The organism is Brachybacterium subflavum (assembly GCF_009299795.1).
Lineage (GTDB): Bacteria > Actinomycetota > Actinomycetes > Actinomycetales > Dermabacteraceae > Brachybacterium > Brachybacterium subflavum.
Genome location: NZ_VIGP01000003.1, coordinates 156,296 through 176,016 on the forward strand (window position 1 = coordinate 156,296; position 19,721 = coordinate 176,016).

The window sequence follows — 19,721 nt, forward strand, 5'->3', positions numbered from 1 at the left end:
CCGAGCCTCTCACACCTGGGCTTCGGCGCCCATCACCACGGTGCGCTCCGGCGGCAGGTGCAGGGCATGGGTCTTGTTCGCGGAGAACTTCTCGAGCAGACGGAACAGGCCCTTCTGCCAGCGAGGCATGCAGCGGTCCTCGCCGGGCTCGATGCGGAACACGGACAGGAAGTAGATCGCCTTCCTCGGATCCACCCGCAGCTCGGGGGAGCGGCCCACGGCCTCCGTGAGCGCCGCGGGCAGATCCTGGGAGTCGTTGAAGCCGACCTTGTAGGTGACGTGCACGATGCCGTCGTGCGGGTCGCCCAGGTCGCTGACCTCCACGCGGGCATCGTGCAGCACGTGCGGGACCCCCACGTTGCGGATCGTGATGATGACGACGTGGCGATGCACCATCCGGTTGAAACGGAGGTTCGAGCGCAGCGCGAGCGGGACGGTCGACGGATCGCCGTGCGGGTAGACCGCGAGGCCCGGGACCCGTCGGACATGCTTCTCCCGGATCTCCCGGACGAACTCGTCGATCGGCCCCTCGAGGGCGTGACGGCGCCCGAAGTACTCGCGCGCCCCGCGCCGCCACGTCAGCATGACCACGAGCAGCACGGCCGCGATGACCAGGGGCAGCCAGCCGCCCGAGGCGACCTTGATGACGTTGCCCGCGAACAGGGCGAGCTCGAGCCCGCCGACGATCACGGCCATGAGCACCACGCGCCACAGCGGCCACCCCCACACGCGCAGGGCGAGCAGGAGGAACAGGGACAGCTCGAGCAGCAGCGTGCCCGTCACCGAGAGCCCGTACGCGGAGGCCAGGGACTCCGAGGAGCGGAAGGCGAGCACGAGCGTGAGCACGCCCAGGAAGAGGAAGAGGTTCACCACCGGCAGGTAGATCTGTCCGCCGTGGACCTTCGAGGTCTGCAGGACCTTCAGCCGCGGCAGCAGGCCCAGCCGGGTCGCCTGCCGGGAGACGGAGAACGCACCGGAGATGACCGCCTGGGAGGCGATCACCGTCGCCATCGCCGCGAGCACCACCAGCGGGATCCGCGCCCACGACGGGGCGAGACGGAAGAAGGGGCTGGCGATCGCCGTGGGGTCGGAGAGGATCAGCGCGCCCTGCCCGAAGTAGCAGATGAGCAGGGAGGGCAGGATCAGGCACAGCCACGCGAGCGCGATGGGGCGCCGGCCGAAGTGGCCCATGTCGGCGTAGAGCGCCTCCGCGCCCGTGATCGCGAGGACCACGGCCCCCATCGCGATGAACGCGACGACGGGCCGGTCCAGCGCGAAGACGATCGCATAGCTGGGGGAGATGGCGCGGAGGATCGAGAGGTCCGAGAGCAGGTGCGGCAGGCCCAGCGCGGCGATCGCGAGGAACCAGCACACCATGATCGGCCCGAAGGCCTTCCCGATCGCGCCCGTGCCCCACCGCTGCACGAGGAAGAGCCCGGTGAGGACCACGACCGCCGCGGGCACCACCCAGGCGCCCAGCGCCGGGTTCGCCACCTCCAGGCCCTCGAAGGCGCTGAGCACGGAGATCGCCGGGGTGATCACGGAGTCGCCGTAGAAGAGGGTCGCCCCGACGATCGCGAGGATCAGGGCGATCGACGCCTGCGCGGAGCGCCTGCCGAGCTTGCGCTGGATGAGATTCGCGAGGGACAGGATGCCGCCCTCGCCCTGGTTGTCGGCCCGCAGGATCACGCCCACATAGGTGACCGTGACGATGAGGATCAGGCACCACACGATCATCGAGATCACACCGAGCACGTCCTGCTCGGTGGGGGCCACGGAGTTGTGGTGCGTGCTGAAGACGGTCTGCAGGGAGTACAGGGGGCTCGTGCCGATGTCGCCGAACACGACGCCCGCGGCGCCGAGCATGAGCGTCGCGACGCCCTGGCGGCGGCGGGGCCGGCCGTCGGGATCGAGCACGGCCCGACGCGAGCGTCGCGGACCGCCCGGCGGGGGAGTCGAGGGGGTCCCGGGGGACATGTGCGGAGCAGGGCCCAAGGAGGGATCCGCGTCCGATGAGGCCGCGCGCGGGGCGTCTGCGCCGGGCGCCTCGGTGCTCGGGGCGTCTGCCGTGGAAGGGGACTCGGCCGACGGAGCGGCTGCGGGGGTGATGCTCCCGCGAGAATGCGGGGCACGGCCTGGTTCAGTGACCACGAGCGGACATCCTGCCACTGCCGGGGTCCGATGCACAGAGCCCGCCCGCGGCGCGCGCGATCCGTGCGTCACATGGGGGATCCGAGCACCGGGCGCGCGCCGCGCGGGCGGCGCGGCACCCGCACCCCGCCGCGGCCGACGCTCGGAGTCGCCGAGGATTCCCGAGTGTCTGGAGAATCTCGTCGGCCGATAGGGCGGGGACCTGCGGGACTACGCTTGAGAGGTCGCCCGCCGCAGGGTGCGTCCTCGAGATCGCACCCGTCGCCGGAGCATCGCTCCGGACGGCCCGGCGGGCATCCATCCGCACCCGAGCTCCGAGGAGACGACCGTGCCCTTCACCGTCAAGGCCCTGCAGAAGACCGGGCCCGATCAGCCGTACAAGGTCGCCGAGATCCAGCGTCGCGACCCCCGACCCACCGATGTCGTCATCGACATCAAGGCCGCGGGCATCTGCCACAGCGACATCCACACCATCCGCAACGAGTGGGGCGAGGCGCACTTCCCGCTCACCGTCGGCCACGAGATCGCGGGCGTCGTCTCCGCTGTCGGCGACCAGGTCACGAAGTACTCCGTGGGCGACCGCGTCGGCGTGGGCTGCATGGTCGACTCCTGCGGCGAGTGCGAGCAGTGCCTCAACGGCCAGGAGCAGGACTGCCTGAACGGCAGCGTCGGCACCTACAACGTCAAGGACGTCGACGGCACCATCACCCAGGGCGGCTACTCGCAGAAGGTCGTCGTCGACGAGCGCTTCGTGTGCCGCATCCCCGACGGCCTCGACTTCGACGTCGCCGCCCCGCTGCTGTGCGCCGGCATCACGACCTACGCCCCGCTCGCCCGCTGGGGCGCCGGCGAGGGCAAGAAGGTCGCCGTGCTGGGCCTCGGCGGCCTCGGCCACATGGGCGTCCAGATCGCGGCCGCCATGGGCGCCGAGGTCACCGTGCTCTCGCGCTCGCGCAAGAAGGAGCAGCTCGCGATCGACCTGGGAGCGACCCAGATGCTCGCGACCACCGAGGACGGCTTCTACGAGGCCCACCGCGGCGAGTTCGACCTGATCCTCAACACGATCAGCGCCGACATCCCGGTCGACAGCTACCTGCGCCTGCTCAAGCCGCACGGCGTGATGGCCGTCGTCGGACTGCCGCCGGCCGCCCAGCCGCTGCACTTCGGCGCGCTCATCGGCGGCGGCAAGGTGCTCGCGGGCTCCAACATCGGCGGCATCGCCGAGACCCAGGAGATGCTCGACTTCTGCGCCGAGCACGGCATCGGCGCCCAGATCGAGGTGGTCGGCGTCGACGAGGTCGACGCCGCGTACGACCGCGTGGTCAACGGCGAGGTCTACTTCCGCGCCGTGATCGACACCGCGACCTTCGAGGACGCCCCGGTCGGCGTCTGAGATCCCGCGATGGGCGGTCGCCGAGCGGCCGCCCATGCACGCTGAGCGACGGGCCCGGCGGCATCCACGTGGATGCCGCCGGGCCCGTCCGTCGTCCGTGGTGCCGTCCGCTGTTCGTCCGTCCTCGCGCGTCCGTCGTCAGGCGGATCCGGAAGGGAGGGCCCCCTCGAGCAGGCGCACGGGCAGGTCCTCCTCGATGAGCCCGCCCGCGGCATCGTCGCGACGCAGCCTGCGGACCCGTGCACCCTCCTTCTCACTCACAGTCTCTGCCAACTGTTCGAACCGGTACAGCAATCCTGTGCTGTCGTCGGTGCAGAGCGTCTCGCCAAGCGTGCCCTCGGCCACGAGCCGGCGCAGCAGCGGCATCCGCGCCTCCTCGGTGTCGCAGTGCACGCCGTTGGCGAAGGGGAGCAGGCCGAGCCCGTCGGTCACCGGGGCGAGCTCGGGGCCGAACGAATCGGTGACCCCGCCCGTGTGCCAGCAGATCGAGCCCGCGGAGACGCCCGCGAGCACGACGCCCTCCTCCCACAGCTCCCGCATCACGCGGTCCAGGCCGTGGGCCCGCCACACTGCGAGCAGGTTCACCACGGATCCCCCGTTCACCCAGATCACGTCGAAGGACCGCAGGTATGCGGGGATGTCCGCGACGTTCGGCGTGGAGAACAGCGAGAGGTGGTGCAGCGCGTACCCGGCCTCGCGGGCGGCCTCCTCCATGTCCCTCTGGAAGCGCGCGTCATCGCCGGAGGCCGTCGAGACGTTGCAGATGCGCGGCGGGCCGGACGGGTCGTGCCATCCGTCCTCGGCGGCGAGCTCCGTCGCCAGGCGCATCATCGGCCCGAAGGCGAAGCGCAGGCGCGGATGGGGGACGCAGCCGGCGCTGGTCGCGAGGATGGTCGGTGCCGAGGCGGTCATGGGCCCAGCATGCACGACCCGTGCGACGCGCGGGCCGGGTCAGGCCGCAGTGAGCACGGCGGCGTCGGCCGCCTCGAGGGCCGCGGTGAGCACATCGCGGGAGGCGTGGGAGCCGAAGACGGCGCCATCGGGCTCGAGGTGGCGGGCCTGGCCCAGTCCGTCCACGAGCACCGCGTCGTATCCCAGACGGTCCAGGAGCGACGCGACCCGGGCGGCCGCGAACTCGTCGTCGGAGGCGATCGCGAGGGCGCGGCGATCGCTCGCCCCGGCCGGCCGAGGATGGTCCTCGACGTCGTGGTAGCCGATGTGGTTCAGGGCCTTGGCGACGCGGCTCGCGGACAGGTGCGCCGCCACCAGCTCGCTGCTCGAGAGGTCGGCGCCGAAGCGCCCTCGCGCCTGCTCGATCGCCGCGAGGTCCTCGGGTCCCCAGGGGTTGGTCGCGTCGACGACGACCGCCCCTCGCAGGCGCTCGGGATCGAGGTCGAAGACGGCGTGGAACGGCATGGTCAGCACGACGACCTCCCCGGCCGACGGCGTGCGCAGGCCCGCTACGGCGCCGGGGATGCGCGCGCTCAGCGAGCGGGCGTCGCGGGAGGTCTCGACGTGCACGTGCAGCCCGCTGCGCACTGCCTGGCGCGCGATCGCGGTGCCGATCTTGCCGGCGCCCACGATGCCGATGTCGTGCGCGGGGTGGCCGGCATCGGTGCTCGGGCCACCGGCGGCGACGGCCTCCGCCTCGGCGAGCAGGGTGCGGGCGAGGGCGTCGTTGCGACGGAAGACGGGGGCATCGGTGCGGGGACGGGCGAAGGCGCCGAGCGGGAACTCGGAGGTCGCGGGGCCGACGGCCCACAGACCCGGGACCGCCTCGCCCTCGGCGTCGAGCACCCGGCCCGCGCCGTCGGTGCGCAGTCGGCCCGGCGCATGGGGATCGTTCGCCCCGATGTCCGTGCCGAGGCGGCGCAGGAAGGAGTTCGAGGAGCCCTCGAGCGTGGGCGCCGGGAGGAACGCGTCCACGAGCGCGCGGGTCCGCACCCGCGCGCCGCCCGCGCCCTCGGCGACGAACTCGCCCGTCTCCTCGTCGGACGTGACCTGCAGCCGCGGCCCGAGGAAATGGAGGAGGCCGGCGCGCTCGAGGGCGAGGATCTGCTGCAGTCGACGCGGCGGCGGGCCCGAGCAGACGAAGCTGAACAGGGAGTGCCACAGCCCCGGGTAGCTGCCGCGCGAGGCGGGGGAGAGTCGCTCGGCGGGAAGCAGCCGGGCGAGGGCCCCCGTGATGCGCAGCAGCACCTGGAAGAGCGCGCGGGCCTGCGTCGGATCCTCCCCGGTGCGCTCGCGCAGGTCGCTCTCGATGTGGCCGACGAGCACGTCGCGCGTGCGGCGCAGCGCCTCGGCGGCGTCGTCGGGGGCCGCGCCATCGCTCGCGAAGAGCCCGACCAGCGGGTCGTCGAGCGCGGTGAGCAGGTCCCAGCCCTCGCTGTCCGTGCGGCCGAGCGCGACGCCGGGGACGGCATGGCGGATCTCGGCGGCGACCAGGGGCAGCACGGAGCGCTCGAAGTCGACGTGCCCCTCGGCGTCCTCGGCGGCGTCGAGCGCCTCCGGCGTCAGGTGGGCGAGCTGGGAGGGGCCGGCGGGGACGTCCTCCCCGCGCACCTTCGAGTGGAAGGGCGTGCCGCGGCGTGAGCCGAGCCAGAGCACGGGCTCCTTGCCGGAGGGCTCGTACGAGAGCCGGTCCGGGTCGCCCGCGAGCGGCGCGGCGGAGAAGCTGCCGCCGCGGCCCTCGGCGAGCAGGGCGATGAGGTCCACTGCGCCGAGGCCCATCCCTCGCAGGATCACGTCCTGGCCCGCGGCCAGCGAGGCGAGGTCGACGCCGTCGGCGTGCGAGGGGGAGGCGTAGACGCAGCCGTGGCGGGCGGCGAAGTCATGGAGGTCCCGCTGCGCCGGGGTGGGGCGGGCATCGGTGTGGCCGACGGTCACGAGCACGAGATCCGCCGCGAGCGAGGTGCCGTCGTCGAGCGTGACGCGCCAAGAGGGACCGGACGGCGCGGCGCCCGCCGGTCCGCCGCGCTGCTCGATGCCGGTCGCGAGCCGACGGTGGATACGCACCTCGATGCTCTCCGGCAGGTCGGCGAGGACGCGGCCGAAGACCCACTCGAGGTAGAGCGCCTGCACGCGGCGGCTCGGGAAGGACGCGGGAGTGAGGGCCTCGATCTCCGCGAGGCGCTCGGTGCCGGCCGTCGGGGCCGCGATGCCGCCCTCGCGGATGCCCTCGGCCCACTGCGCGAGGGAGGGGCCGGGGCGGACGGGGCCGTCGATGCTGGATGCCTCGTCCGTGAACATCGTCACGTCCATCGCGCGGGAGTTCATGAGCAGGAGCGGGCTCTCGTGCGCGTCCCAGATGCGTCCCGCACCCGGCGTGCTGGGGTCGACGAGGTCGATCCGCACGTGGGCGCCGACGAACTCCGCGGCGTTCGCGCCGAGGCGTTCCAGGAGGCCAGAGGGCCGCGGACCGGCGCCCACGACGACGATCCGTGCGCTGCTCGTGCTCATCGGCGCTCCCTTCTGTGTCGTGATGTGTCCGGTCGAGACGTCTCCGCTTGCCACAACTAAAGACTCGCTTATACGGTCCATAACTGCAACAGGGGTGTTACGTGCGTTCACACAGATCCACGCCATCCCACGGCCGACGACCGTCGGCCCCGCCCCTCGACCGGAAGGCACAGCCGTGACCGTCACTGCACGCGACGCCGCATCCCGCACGCTCCGCACGAGCGGCGAGGAGTCCTGTGCCTCGGACATGCCCGGCCCGCGCGAGGACGACGGTGCCGAGGGCGGCTCCTCGGGTCGCGGCACCGTCGGCGCTGCGGCCGCTCGCGGCACCGCGCCCGCAGTCCGCACGCTCGACGAGCTGGGCGCGGAGCAGATCGAACAGCTGCGAGTCGCGCCCGACCGGCGACCCGTGCGCCGCGCCGTCGTGACGATCGTGGGCGTCCTCGTTCTCGCCGCGCTCCTCGCCATCGCCCTGAACCCGCGGTGGGAGTGGGGCGTGGTGGGCAGCTGGTTCTTCGCCATCTCCATCATCCGCGGACTCGGCGAGACCCTGAAGCTCACCGTGCTCTCCGGCGTGCTCGGCTTCGGACTGGGCCTCGTGCTCGCGCTCATGCGCCTCTCGAGATCGCGCCTCGCCTCCGGCCTGTCCTGGACGTTCTCCTGGATCTTCCGCTCCACGCCGCTGCTGGTGCAGATGCTCATCTGGTTCAACCTCGGCTACCTCTACGACCGCATCACCGTGGGCGTCCCGTTCACGGGCATCAGCCTGGTCGACGCGCGCACGAGCGACCTCATGACGCCTCTCGTCGCCGCTGTGCTGGGCCTGGGCCTGCACCAGGCGGCCTACGCCTCCGAGCTCATCCGCGGAGGCATCCTCTCGGTCGACGCCGGGCAGGTCGAGGCCGCGAGCGCGCTCGGAATCCCCGCCCGCGACCGCAACCTGAGGATCGTGCTCCCGCAGGCCATGCGGGCGATCCTGCCCTCGGCGTTCAACGAGGTGATCGGCCTGGTCAAGGGCACGGCGATCGTCTACGTGATCGCCCACGCCGAGCTGTTCTTCACCGTGCAGCTGATCTACGGCCGCACCCAGCAGGTGCTGCCGATGCTCATGGTCGCGACACTCTGGTACATCGTCATCACCTCCCTGCTGTCCATCGCCCAGTACTACATCGAGCGCCACTTCTCGAAGGGAGCCGTGCGCACGCTGCCGCCCACCCCGCTGCAGCGCCTGCGCGCGCACCTCACGGGCCTGCGCCGAAAGACCACGGAGGTGCGCGCATGACCGCGCTCGAGACCACCGCCGGCGCCGACGCCGCGGCGACCACTGCTCCCGACAGGACACCCTCGAACACCGGGATCGCCGCACCGCGCGGAGGACGCGTCGAGGTCCGCGCAGCCCACAAGGCCTACGGCGACCTCGAGGTGTTGCGAGGGGTCGACCTCACCGTCGCGCCCGGCACGGTCACCGCGATCCTCGGACCCAGCGGCTCGGGCAAGTCGACCCTGCTGCGCACCCTCGACCACCTCGAGGCCCTGGACCGCGGCGTCGTCGCGATCGACGGCGAGATCATGGGCTACCGCCGCCGCGGCGACCTGCTGCTCGAGCTCTCCGAGAAGGAGGTTCTGCGCCAGCGCACCGAGGTGGGCATGGTGTTCCAGCAGTTCCACCTCTTCGGCCACATGACCGCGCTCCAGAACGTCGCCGAGGCGCCGCGACGGGCGCTCGGCGTCCCCAAGCGCGAGGCCCTCGAGCGCGGCCGCGAGCTCCTGGAGACCGTGGGTCTGGGCGCGAAGGCGGGCGTCTACCCGCGTCAGCTCTCCGGCGGCCAGCAGCAGCGCGTCGCGATCGCCCGCGCCCTCGCCCTGCGCCCCAAGGTGCTGCTCTTCGACGAGCCCACCTCGGCGCTCGACCCCGAGCTCGTCGAGGAGGTGCTCGCCGTCATCCGGGACCTGGCGAGCGCCGGCACCACGCTGCTGATCGTCACCCACGAGATCGCGTTCGCGCGCGACGTCGCCGATCACGTCGTCTTCATGGACGGCGGGCGCATCGTCGAGCAGGGGCCGCCCGAGCAGGTCATCGGCGCGCCCCGGCACGAGCGCACGCGCGGCTTCCTGCAGCGCATCCACGCCGCATGAACGCCCCGCACGAGCCGCGCCCGGTCGGCTCTGCGAGCCCCCACGCCGCCCACGCCTTCCACACCGCCCTCGCCCCCAGCGGAGAATCCATGACCCAGCATCCCGCCGGCCCCCGTCGGCCCCGGCTCCCGCGCCGCCGCGTCCTCGCCGGCGCTGCCTCCCTGCCCGTGCTCGCAGCGCTCGCTGCCTGCGCCGATCCGACCACGGTGAGCAGCGCCGCGGGCTCGGGCGGGTCCGACGGAGGCGCTTCCGACGGCGGGTCGGGCGGCTCCTCGCCGATCGACACCTCCGGGACGCAGAAGCGGATCCGCACCGGCGTCGACGAGGACCTCGCGAAGGCCGTGCCCGAGTCCTTCCGCGAGGACGGCACGCTCACCGTCGCGACCACCGTGGTGGGCGGGCCGCCGCTGTGCTTCATGGCCGACGACAACACGACCCCCATCGGCTCGGAGCCGGACATCGCCCAGCTCGCCGCCGACAAGCTCGGGCTCGACCTCGACCTCGTCATCACGAGCTGGGACAACTGGCCGCTCAAGCTCAAGGCCGGCGAGTTCGAGGTCGTCCACTCCAATGTCGGCATCAACGACGAGCGCCTGCAGACCTTCGACTTCGCGTCCTACCGGCGCGCGTTCATGACCTTCCTCGTGAAGAAGGGCGCGGGCCTGGGCCTCGGCGAGCCCGACTCCGTGAGCGGCCGCGTGATCGCCGTGGGCAACGGGACCAATCAGGAGGCCCTGCTCATGCGGTGGAACGAGGAGCTCCAGAAGGACGGCAAGGACCCGGCCGAGCTCAAGAACTTCTCCGGCGACGCCGACGTCCTGCTCGCCCTCGGCGCGGGGCGGGTCGACGCCTATTTCGCCCCCTACGAGACCATGAGCTATGTGGCCTCCACCCGCGACGACGTCGAGACGCAGGGCAAGATCGACGAGCTCTCGCCCGGGAAGACCCTGGTCGCGGCGACTTTCACGCGCGGCACCGGCATCGCCGAGGTCTACGCGAAGGCCCTGCAGGCCACGATCGAGGAGGGCAGCTACGCGAAGGTCCTGGACCGCTGGGGACTGAGCGAAGAAGCCGTGAAGACCAGCCGCGCACACACCAAGGAGAATCCGTGACGACCACACCCCCTGTCCTGACCGTCGACCTGCCGAGCACCCCCGCTCGCCTGGCGGTCGTGCGCGACCTCGCCCGGGCGCTCGACGCTGCCGGACTCGGCGCCCTGAGCATCAGCGGCGACGCCGAGCGCGGCGACCTCCACCCGATCCACGTCGCCTCCCACCTCGCCCCGCTGACGCGCGCGCTGTCCCTCGTGGTCCGCACCGACGCCGTGGACGTCGAGCCCTTCCACCTGGCCACCCAGCTGATGAGCCTCGACCACATCAGCGGCGGCCGCGCCGGCTGGCTCGTCGAGACCCGCACCGACGACGAGGCCGCCCACGTCGTCGGACGCGAGGCCCTGGACCCCGAGGCGGCGCGCCGCGAGACCACGGACGTCGTCACCGTCGCCCGGCTGGTCTGGGACTCCTGGAGCGACGACGCCGTGGTGCGCGACGCCGAGACCGGCGTCTACGTCGATGCCGCGAAGCTGCAGTACGTCGACTTCGAGGGGGAGACCTTCTCCGTGCGCGGGCCCTCCATCACCCCGCGCTCCCCGCAGGGCCTGCTGCCGGTGCTCGTGGCGGACGCCGACCGCGCCGCGGTCGGCGACGTGGTCGCCGAGCAGCTGGCCGACGGCCGCGCCGTCGACGTCGTGCTCGACGCGGACGCGACCGCGCAGGAGATCGCGGGCGCGGTCCGCGAGGCGCTCGGCGCGGCCGGGATCGTCGGCGCCGGTCTCGACCCGACGTCCGCGGACGCGGCCGCAGAGGGCGCCGCCCCGACTGCGCCGCGCCTCGTGCGGCTCGTCGGTCTACTCGGCCAGGAGGATCCCGCGGACGACGTCGCGGAGTCGTACCAGACCGAGGCGGACGAGGACGCGTTCCGACCCGCCGAGCTCGCCTCGCGCGTGGCCGACGCCGCCGCTCAGCTGCGCGCCGACGGGCTCGTCGCCCCGGCCCCGAGCGCCGGCGCCACCCTGCGCGAGCAGTTCGCACTCCCGCGCCCCGACGTCACCATCGACCCCGCGCGCCGTTCGGACCGCGCGCGCACTGCCCAGAAGGAGACCGCTCGATGAGCACCACCGCCGAGCAGACCACCGCCGGAGCCGCAGCCTCTCCCGCCGACTCCGTCCACCCCATCCACGCCGCGCACACCCCGAGCGGGACCATCCGCCTGGGCGTCTTCTTCCAGGGCGTGAACTCCTCGACCGCCTGGCGCGCTCCGGGCGCCGGCGACCAGGTCGCCTGGGAGTCCTTCGAGCGCCTCGTGACGACCGCCGAGCGCGGCGTGTTCTCCGCCTTCTTCCTGGGGGAGGGGCTGCGCCTGCGCGAGCACCAGGGCGTGCCCCTCGAGTTCGACGTCGCCGGTCGACCCGACGCGCAGACCCTGCTCGCCGCGCTCGCCTCGATCACGACGCACATCGGCCTGGTCGCCACCCAGAACACCACGTACAACGACCCGGTGGATCTCGCCCGGCGCCTGCAGAGCCTCGACCTGCTCAGCGACGGCCGCGCCGCCTGGAACATCGTCACCACCGACAACGCCTGGACCGGCGAGAACTTCCGCCGCGGCGGGTACATCGACCACGCCGAGCGCTACGAGCACGCCGAGGCCTTCGTCGACGTGGCCCGCCGGATCTGGCGCGGCGAGGACGTGGACCACGACGGCAACCACTACCACGTGCGTGCGAGCGGGAAGCTGCCGCGATCCCGCCAGGGGGAGCCGGTGCTCTTCCAGGCCGGCGTCTCCCCGCAGGGACGCGACTTCGCCGCCCGCACGGCCGACGTCATCTTCTCTCCGTTCGGCGATCTGGAACGGGCGATCGTCTTCCGCCGCGACATCGTCGAGCGCACGCTCGCCGCGGGCCGCTCGGCCGAGTCGGTTCAGATCTTCCCCGGCGCCGAGTTCATCCTCGCCGCGACCGACGCCGAGGCCGAGGACAAGCTGCGCTGGGTGCGCGAGCAGCAGGTGGGCCCGCAGCAGGCGATCGCGCTGCTCGAGCAGTACTGGGGCCGCGACCTCACCGCCTACGACCCCGACGGGCCGCTGCCCGACGCGGACCCCCTGGTCGTCGAGTCCGGGGTCACCCGCGGTGCCGGCTTCCAGTTCGAGAAGGCCCAGGAGCTCACGCGCGCCTGGCGCGAGGAAGCGGCCGACAAGGGCCTGTCCATCCTCGAGTTCGCGCGCTCCCGCCAGGGCTCTCGCGGCAGCAGCTTCACCGGCTCCTACGACACCGTCGCCGAGCAGCTCGCCGAGTACGCCCGCTGGGGCGCGATCGACGGACTGAACATCACCCCGTGGGTGATCCCCGGCGGCATCGACGACATCGTCGACGAGCTCGTGCCCCGCCTCCAGGAGCGCGGCGTCTACCCGACCGAGTACTCGGGGACGACCCTCCGCGAGAACCTGGGGCTGCCCGGGCTCGCGTGAGGCGGCGCGGGACGGCCGGCGGGATCCGGGCCCAGAGCCCGGATCCCGGGGCGTCGGGTCAGGATCGACACAGCGTCACGGCGCGCCAGCCGAACCGGAGGGCGGCGTCCGTGTGGTGCGGGCTGTCGTCGAGGAAGGCGACGGCCTCTCGCGGCACGTCCCGGCCGAGCACGCTCTCGATGCGCCCGTGGGCTGCGGCGAAGGCAGCGCCGTCGGGCTTCGCCTCGCCGAGCTCCGCCGTGTTCAGGACCCTCTCGCCCCGCGGGTCCACGAGGTCGCGGAATCGGCTCGCCGCGGCACCGACGGCACGAGAGGGGCGATCGCTCCGGGCGGCAGCATCGTGCGCGGACAGGTCCTCCAGCTCCTCGCGGACCCGGTCGGTGCCGTTGGTGAAGACGAAGACCTCGATCCCGCTGCGCTGCGCGTCCAGCAGCAGATCGAGCACGTCCGTGTCGAGGTGCCCCCGGTCGTCGGCCCAGGCGGCGACGGCGGCACGGGCCCGGTCCGCCGGGACGCCCTGCGCACGGAGCGTGGAGCGGATGGACGCCCGCCATGCCGCATGCGTGGCGCGGCCCCGTGCGACCGCCTCGAGCAGGGGATCGCGTAGCACCGCGCGGAAGGCCGAGCCGTGGGGCAGGCCGAGCTGATCGTCCAGCGCCTCCCAGGACATGGTGTCGAACAGTCGCAGGACGCCGTCGAGATCGCTCACGGCGACGCGGACACCGCCCTCGGCGAGGAGGGCGCGGAACCCTGCGAGTGCGTCGGCCATCGGATCAGAGTACGTGGCGAAGGGCGACGGGCGACGGGCCCCGGACGCACGGAAGCCCCCACCGGATGGTGGGGGCTTCGACGGGGAAACCCGGGGATGGCCTGGCCGCGAGGGCCGAGCGCGTCCTGCTCAGGCGCCGACCTTCTGCACCTTGCCGGCCTTGAGGCAGGAGGTGCAGACGCTGAGGCGCGTGGGGGTGCCGTTGATCACGGTGCGCACGGTCTGGATGTTCGGGTTCCAGCGGCGCGAGGTGCGGCGGTGCGAGTGGGACACGCTCTTGCCGAAGCTCGGGCCCTTGGCGCAGATGTCACACGTGGAAGCCACTGTCGTCTCCTGAAGATCGAATCGTTGCGGGTGCCTCGCCCGCCGGACGCGCCCCGGCCGACGCTCGATCGTCGGAGGGTTCGCATACCGTGGTCGACCACAGGACAGCGGCCGCGCAAGGCAACTCCGACAGCATAGCCCACGCCCGTCGGGCGCCGGAAGCGCGGAGGCCGGTGCGCGCTGTGGATTCAGACACAGGGCCACGCGCAGGTGGCACCATTGTCCCGCACGCATCCCTGCAGGCGAAGGCCGGTAACGGGACCCAGGGCAGGGAACGGGGAGGAGGACGGCGCACCATGGACACTGACGCGAGCGGCACGGGCCGCGCGGCGCGCGCACCGCGGCGCTCCTCCGGCGTGCCCGAGCTCTCCGAGCTCCTCACGGCCGGCGAGCTGAGGGCCGTCCGCGCGCAGGGCGCGGAGGACCTCGACGACATGCTGCGCCTGACCCCGCTGCGCTACATCGTCCCCGGCGAGCTGCGCGACCTGGGCGCTCTGCGCGAGGGGGACGACGCCACGGTGATCGTTCGCGTCGTCGGCTCGCAGGCCCGCCGCATGAAGCGCAGGCCCGGCTCGATCCTCGAGGTCCGCGTGGCAGACGAGAACGCGCAGCTCACCCTTACGTTCTTCCTGCCCAAGGACCACATCGTGCGCTGGCACCAGGAGCACCTCGCTCCCGGCACCCGCATCGTCGTCTTCGGCACGGTCCACTTCGACGCCCGCTTCCACCAGGGCCTCCCGCAGATCACGAACCCCCGCTATGAGCCGTACGACGGCAGCGCGGAGGCGCGGGCGCGGCTGATGAGGCCGCTCCCCGTCTACCGGCTGCGCAAGAAGGCCAAGCAGGCCACGCTGCGTTCGGCCTACGGCAAGGCCGTGGAGTTCGCCGACCAGCTCACCACGATCCTCCCGCCCACCGTGCGCGCCGCCGAGCACCTGCCCAGCCTCCCCGAGGCGATGCGCCTGATCCACACCCCGCAGGACATGGTCGGGACCGAGCGCGGCAGGAGGCACCTCGTCTTCGAGGAGGCCTTCATCCTGCAGACGATCTTCGCGCAGCGCCGCGCCTTCGACGCACGCACGCCCGCGCCGGCCCTCCGCGCGAGCGGCCCGCTGCAGCCGCTGCTCGACGAGCGCCTGCCCTTCACGCTCACCGCGAGCCAGGCCGAGGTCGGGGAGGCGATCCACCACGAGCTCGCGCGCTCGCGGCCCACCAACGTGCTGCTCCAGGGCGACGTCGGCTCCGGGAAGACCGTGGTCGCGCTGCGCGCGATGCTCCAGGCCGTGGACTCCGGCCACCAGGCGGTACTGCTCGCCCCCACCGAGGTCCTCGCCGAGCAGCACCACCGCACCATCCTCAACCTCCTCGGCGACCTCGGGCGCGCCGACCACATGCACGCCCATCCCGATGCCACGCGCGTGCGCCTGCTGACGGGCTCGCAGTCCGTCGCCGACCGCCGGCGCACCCTCCTCGACATCACCAGCGGCGAGGCCGGCATCATCGTCGGCACCCATGCGCTGCTCACGGAGTCCGTCGAGTACGCGGCGCTCGGCCTCGTCGTGATCGACGAGCAGCACCGCTTCGGCGTGGACCACCGCAGGCGGCTGCGCACGAAGGGGGCCGACGGCAAGAACCCCCACGTCATCGTCATGACCGCGACCCCCATCCCGCGCACCGCCGCGCTCGCGACCGCCGGGGACCTCGACGTCCTCAGCCTCACCCAGAGCCCCGGCGGGCGCCCCGGCATCACCACCCATGTCGTTCACGAGGAGGACCCGGCGTGGGAGTCCCGCATGTGGGCGCGGACCGCCGAGGAGATCGGCGCCGGCCGCCAGGCGTTCGTGGTCTGCGCTCGGATCGACGAGCGCGAGGAGACGGCCGACGTGGAGATCATGGGCGAGGTCTTCGAGGACCTCCCCAGCGGGACCGACCCGGGCCTCGAGCCGCGCGGCGTCACCCAGACGGCCGAGCGCCTGGCCCGTCGGCCCCAGCTGCGCGGCGCGCGCATCGGCGTCATGCACGGCCGGCTCTCCGCGCAGGAGAAGCAGGAGGTCATGGACGCCATGGTCGCGGGTGAGCTGGACCTCCTGGTCGCGACCACCGTCATCGAGGTGGGGGTGGACCTGCCCAATGCGTCCGTGATGGTCGTGATGGACGCCGAGCGCTTCGGCATCTCCCAGCTGCACCAGCTGCGCGGGCGCATCGGCCGCGGCGAGCATCCCGGCATCGCCTTCTTCGACACCCGCGCGCCGCACGGCTCGGAGACCTCCGAGCTGCTCGCGAAGATCGCCGCGACGACCGACGGCTTCGAGCTCGCGGAGATCGACATGCGCCGGCGCGGGACGGGCGATCTGGTGGGGGAGGAGCAGTCCGGTCTGCACCGCACCCTGGAGCACCTGGACGTGCTGCGCGACGAGAAGATCATCGCGCGGGCCCGCGGCATCGCCTTCGACCTGGTCGCCGGCGACGTCGACCTCGAGGACCATCCGCAGCTCGCGGCGGCCGTCGAGCGCCGCCTGCGCGACGCGGACCCGAACGTGGAGAGGAGCTGAGATGCCGCGCATCATCGCCGGCGAGCTGGGCGGGCGCACTATCCCGGGGCCCCCGGGGAAGGGCACGCGCCCCACCTCCGACAGGGTCCGCGAGGCTCTCTTCTCCCGGCTCGAGGGGTGGGACGCCCTGCGCGGCGCGCGCGTGCTCGACCTGTTCGCCGGCACCGGGACGCTCGCCTTCGAAGCGCTCTCCCGCGGCGCGGAGTCGGCGCTGCTGGTCGAGATGCACGGGCCGACGGCGCGACAGCTCGGCACGACCGCCGGTCGGCTCGGCCTCTCCGCGCGCTGCACGGTGCGCACCGGGAAGGCCGAACAGGTCGCGGCGCATCTCGCGGAGACCGGCGCACCGGCCGACGGGCGATTCTCGCTCGTGATGCTCGACCCGCCCTACGACCTGCCCACCGAGGCGCTCGAGGAGCTGCTCATCACGCTGCGCCCCGCGCTCACGGACGATGCGCTCGTGGTGATCGAGCGCTCGAGCCGCTCCCGACCGCTCGCCTGGCCCGAGGGCTGGGCCGACGACGGCACCAAGACCTACGGTGAGACCGTCCTGCAGTACGGCGGGCCCGCGACCGACTGACGGGAAGCGCCCGCTCAGCGGGACATGCGGATCTCCCGGAGGTCGTCCAGAGCGGGATCGACCTTCGTGCCGCCGTCGGCCCGGAAGCCCACCTTCTCGTAGAAGCGGCGGGCGCGCGGATTGTCCTCGACCACCCACAGGTAGGCGGACCGATCGCCCAGCAGCTCCGCGACCAGCGCCTGCGCCAGGCCGGTGCCGTGGAACTCCCGGCCCACGTTCAGCGCCTGCAGCTCGAGCGGGAGCGGAGCATCCTCGTCGCGGGCGGTGCCGATCCTCAGGAATCCGACGGGCGCGCCGTCGGCGTCACGGCCGATCCGCAGGTGCTCGCGCGTGGTCCGCTCGCGCTCGGGATCGAGCATCCGGCGCCACATGATGCGGCGCCTGCCGAGCGCGGCGTCGTCGTAGGCGAAGGAGGGCACGATCCCCGTGTACGCCTCGCGCCACACGCGCGTGTGCAGCGCCGCGAGGGCGTCGGCATCGGCGAGGACCGGCACGTCGATCGTGAACGCGGACCGTGCGGGCGGATTCGGGGAATCGGGCATGTGCGCCAGTATGGCGCGCCCCTCTCCCGTCGTCGGCCCCGATCGCTCTGGGCCCTCGGTCGGCTCCCGGCCCCGGTTCGAGCTCAGCCCCAGTTCTTCTCATCGGTCAGGCAGAAGAAGTGCCCGGCCGGGTCCTGCAGCACGATCCAGGTCTCCCCGGGCTGGGGGTCGACGCGGGTGGCGCCGAGCTCGACGCATCGGTCCGCGGCGGCCTGCGGGTCGGAGGCGGCGAGGTCGAAGTGGAACTGCTTGCGGCCGTCATCCGGCCAGCTCGAGCGCACGTGGTCGGGGATGCGGCCGATGCCGAGCGCCCCCGAGGGGCCGGTCAGCATCGCGTAGTCCTCGGTCAGTGCGGCGATCGGCCACCCGAGCACCTCGGACCAGAAGCGTGCCTCCGGTTCGGTGTCGGAGGCGTCGAGTGTCGTCATGGCAAGGCGTGCAACGGCGGTAGCGTCCATGGGTGGAAGACTGCCGTCATGGGCACGGACGCCGATAGGACGAAGGCGACACCTTCGCACATGTACGGCCATGTGCTGCGCCCCGAGGAGCTCCTGGACCGTGCGCGCTACGACTTCGCCCGGCCGTGCGCCGCGCTGCGGCCCTGGGTGGAACGGTACTGGTCGGTACGCTGGGACCTGGAGGACGGGGAGACCTTCCCGGTCGCGACCCTCGACGATCCGTCGATCAACCTCACCGTCGAACGCGGCGGCGTGCAGCGGGACGGCACGGATGCCGCGGACGCCACGAGGGGAGCGGGCGTCTGGATCACCGGCCCCGTGACCCGCGGACGCTTCGACGTCCGCCTGACCGGCAGCGGCAGCGTGGTGGGCGTGAAGTTCGCGCTTGGCGGGACGCGCGCGTTCACGACGCAGGATCTCCGTCCACTGCGCGATCGCACCGTCCCCGCCGTGCAGTGGTTCGGCGGAGCCACGCTGCACCTGGTCGCCGATGAGCGGGCGGGCGCCCTGCCAGAGGACGCGGTGTCCGCGGCGCCGCGGCTGGACGACTGGCTCCTCGAGCGCGGGCCGACGGAGCCGTCCGAGGCTCCGGCGCTGCGTCGCCTCCTGCAGATCATCGAGGAGTCGCCGACGCACTCGCTCGCTGATCTGGAACGTCGCAGCGGTGTCTCGGCGCGCACGCTCCAGCGGCTCTTCGACCGAGGGCTCGGAGTCGGGGTGAAGAGGATGCTCGTGAGGGCCCGGGTGATCGACGCGACGGCCGCGCTCGATCGCGGGGACCCGCGCTCGCTGAGCGACATCGCCTCCGCGCTGGGCTGGTTCGACCAGTCGCACTTCATCCGCGACTTCCGGGCCGTCACCGGCGAGACCCCGGCCCGCTACGCCCGGAGGGCCTCCGGCTGATCCGGCGCGCCGCGCCCGCCGGGGAGCGCCCGGCCCGTGCCTGCGCTCTGCTCCTCCGCGACCGGCTCGAGCACCCTCTCCGGCCGCGAGTAGACGTTCAGCCGCGGACCGCGCACGAATCCCGCGAGGGTCAGTCCGGACTCGACGGCGAGCTCGACCGCGAGGGACGAGGGAGCGGAGACCGCGGAGAGCACGGGGATCCCGGCCATCACGGCCTTCTGGACCAGTTCGAAGCTCGCCCGGCCCGAGACCTGCAGGATCGTGCCGCGCGCGGGCAGGCGGCCGTTCTGCGCGGCCCAGCCCACGACCTTGTCGACGGCGTTGTGCCGCCCGACGTCCTCGCGCAGCACGAGCAGCTCACCGCTCGCGGCGTCGAACAGCCCCGCCGCGTGCAGCCCGCCGGTCTTGTCGAAGACGTCCTGGTGCTCGCGCAGCGTGTCGGGCAGGGAGGCGATGAGCTCGGGGGCGATGCGGAGGTCGTCGTCGGTGACGCCGAAGGCGGAGACGGTGCGGACGGCGTCGATGCTCGCCTTCCCGCACACCCCGCACGAGCTGGTCGTATAGAAGTTCCGCTCGGTCGCCTCCGAGGCCGGCGGCACGTGCGGGGCGAGCGTCACGCCCAGCACGTTGTACGTGTTGACCTCGCCGCCCGTGCCCGGGCCGCCGCAGTGGATCGCCTGCACGACGTCACGCGCACCGCGGATGATCCCCTCGGAGAGGAAGAAGCCGGTGGCGAGCTCGACATCGTGGCCGGGTGTGCGCATCGTGACCGCGACCGGGCGTCCGTTCGCGCGGATCTCGAGGGGCTCCTCGACCGCGAGCGTGTCGGGCCTGCGAGTGCTGCCGTACCCGAGGCGGATGCGGGTGATCGGACGGCTGGCGGTGATGCGACCCATGCCGCTCAGGGTACGCCGGGCCCTTCGTCGAGG

17 protein-coding genes are annotated in these 19,721 nt (G+C 72.9%); 9 read left to right on the forward strand and 8 right to left on the reverse strand.

The window, feature by feature from the left end:
* Positions 1–9 precede the first annotated feature (9 nt).
* Positions 10–1,917 carry a potassium transporter Kup gene (locus FHG10_RS07765; RefSeq protein WP_227488111.1) on the reverse strand — a complete coding sequence of 636 codons (1,908 nt, stop codon included), beginning with the start codon at positions 1,915–1,917 and terminating at the stop codon, positions 10–12.
* A gap of 562 nt (positions 1,918–2,479) precedes the next feature.
* On the opposite strand from FHG10_RS07765, the gene FHG10_RS07770 reads away from it, so the two are divergent.
* The gene (locus tag FHG10_RS07770) at positions 2,480–3,544 is read left to right on the forward strand and encodes an NAD(P)-dependent alcohol dehydrogenase (protein ID WP_152352771.1); all 1,065 of its coding nucleotides are present in this window, start codon (positions 2,480–2,482) and stop codon (positions 3,542–3,544) included.
* A 138-nt stretch (positions 3,545–3,682) separates the two neighbouring features.
* Here the strand turns inward: FHG10_RS07770 and FHG10_RS07775 are convergent, their stop codons facing one another.
* Positions 3,683–4,456 (reverse strand): Type 1 glutamine amidotransferase-like domain-containing protein, encoded by a 774-nt coding sequence (locus FHG10_RS07775; RefSeq protein WP_152352772.1) that lies wholly within the window; start codon positions 4,454–4,456, stop codon positions 3,683–3,685.
* A gap of 39 nt (positions 4,457–4,495) precedes the next feature.
* Positions 4,496–7,003, reverse strand: a complete 2,508-nt coding sequence (locus tag FHG10_RS07780) for an FAD/NAD(P)-binding protein (RefSeq protein ID WP_193636233.1) — start codon at positions 7,001–7,003, stop codon at positions 4,496–4,498.
* A 175-nt stretch (positions 7,004–7,178) separates the two neighbouring features.
* Here FHG10_RS07780 and FHG10_RS07785 point away from each other — a divergent pair, with 175 nt between their 5' ends.
* Genes FHG10_RS07785 through FHG10_RS07805 form a run of 5 tightly spaced genes read left to right on the forward strand, consistent with a single transcriptional unit; the run spans position 7,179 to position 12,664 of the window.
* The gene (locus tag FHG10_RS07785; protein ID WP_227488112.1) at positions 7,179–8,285 is read left to right on the forward strand and encodes an amino acid ABC transporter permease; all 1,107 of its coding nucleotides are present in this window, start codon (positions 7,179–7,181) and stop codon (positions 8,283–8,285) included.
* Positions 8,282–9,139, forward strand: a complete 858-nt coding sequence (locus FHG10_RS07790; protein WP_152352774.1) for an amino acid ABC transporter ATP-binding protein — start codon at positions 8,282–8,284, stop codon at positions 9,137–9,139. The genes FHG10_RS07785 and FHG10_RS07790 overlap by 4 nt, the downstream gene beginning before the upstream one ends.
* Positions 9,136–10,251: a transporter substrate-binding domain-containing protein gene (locus FHG10_RS07795; RefSeq protein ID WP_227488113.1), complete on the forward strand. Its 1,116-nt coding sequence runs from the start codon at positions 9,136–9,138 to the stop codon at positions 10,249–10,251. Before FHG10_RS07790 ends, FHG10_RS07795 begins: the two co-directional genes overlap by 4 nt.
* A complete protein-coding gene (locus FHG10_RS07800; RefSeq protein ID WP_193636234.1) occupies positions 10,248–11,309 on the forward strand; it encodes an LLM class flavin-dependent oxidoreductase in 1,062 nt (353 codons plus the stop codon). The genes FHG10_RS07795 and FHG10_RS07800 overlap by 4 nt, the downstream gene beginning before the upstream one ends.
* Positions 11,306–12,664, forward strand: a complete 1,359-nt coding sequence (locus FHG10_RS07805; RefSeq protein WP_152352776.1) for an LLM class flavin-dependent oxidoreductase — start codon at positions 11,306–11,308, stop codon at positions 12,662–12,664. Before FHG10_RS07800 ends, FHG10_RS07805 begins: the two co-directional genes overlap by 4 nt.
* A 58-nt stretch (positions 12,665–12,722) precedes the next feature.
* Here the strand turns inward: FHG10_RS07805 and FHG10_RS07810 are convergent, their stop codons facing one another.
* Together FHG10_RS07810 and rpmB are read right to left on the reverse strand one after the other, a co-directional pair.
* Entirely contained in the window at positions 12,723–13,433 is a 711-nt protein-coding gene (locus FHG10_RS07810) for an HAD family hydrolase (RefSeq protein WP_152352777.1), read from the reverse strand.
* Positions 13,434–13,562: 129 nt separating this feature from the next.
* Entirely contained in the window at positions 13,563–13,757 is a 195-nt protein-coding gene (gene rpmB, locus FHG10_RS07815; protein WP_152352778.1) for a 50S ribosomal protein L28, read from the reverse strand.
* 296 nt (positions 13,758–14,053) lie between these two features.
* Between rpmB and FHG10_RS07820 the strand changes: the two genes are divergently transcribed.
* Complete coding sequence (locus tag FHG10_RS07820; RefSeq protein ID WP_152352779.1) at positions 14,054–16,309, forward strand: ATP-dependent DNA helicase RecG; 2,256 nt, start codon at positions 14,054–14,056, stop codon at positions 16,307–16,309.
* Position 16,310: 1 nt separating this feature from the next.
* Positions 16,311–16,889, forward strand: a complete 579-nt coding sequence (rsmD, locus tag FHG10_RS07825) for a 16S rRNA (guanine(966)-N(2))-methyltransferase RsmD (RefSeq protein ID WP_152352780.1) — start codon at positions 16,311–16,313, stop codon at positions 16,887–16,889.
* 14 nt (positions 16,890–16,903) lie between these two features.
* Here the strand turns inward: rsmD and FHG10_RS07830 are convergent, their stop codons facing one another.
* The gene (locus FHG10_RS07830; protein WP_152352781.1) at positions 16,904–17,431 is read right to left on the reverse strand and encodes a GNAT family N-acetyltransferase; all 528 of its coding nucleotides are present in this window, start codon (positions 17,429–17,431) and stop codon (positions 16,904–16,906) included.
* Positions 17,432–17,514: 83 nt separating this feature from the next.
* Entirely contained in the window at positions 17,515–17,859 is a 345-nt protein-coding gene (locus tag FHG10_RS07835; protein ID WP_227488114.1) for a VOC family protein, read from the reverse strand.
* Between the two features lie 48 nt (positions 17,860–17,907).
* On the opposite strand from FHG10_RS07835, the gene FHG10_RS07840 reads away from it, so the two are divergent.
* Positions 17,908–18,792, forward strand: a complete 885-nt coding sequence (locus tag FHG10_RS07840; RefSeq protein WP_227488115.1) for a helix-turn-helix domain-containing protein — start codon at positions 17,908–17,910, stop codon at positions 18,790–18,792.
* Here FHG10_RS07840 and fdhD read toward each other — a convergent pair.
* On the reverse strand, positions 18,768–19,688 hold the full coding sequence (gene fdhD / locus FHG10_RS07845) for a formate dehydrogenase accessory sulfurtransferase FdhD (RefSeq protein WP_152352783.1): 921 nt from the start codon (positions 19,686–19,688) through the stop codon (positions 18,768–18,770). The two genes, FHG10_RS07840 and fdhD, sit on opposite strands and share 25 nt — an antisense overlap.
* Positions 19,689–19,721 lie beyond the last annotated feature (33 nt).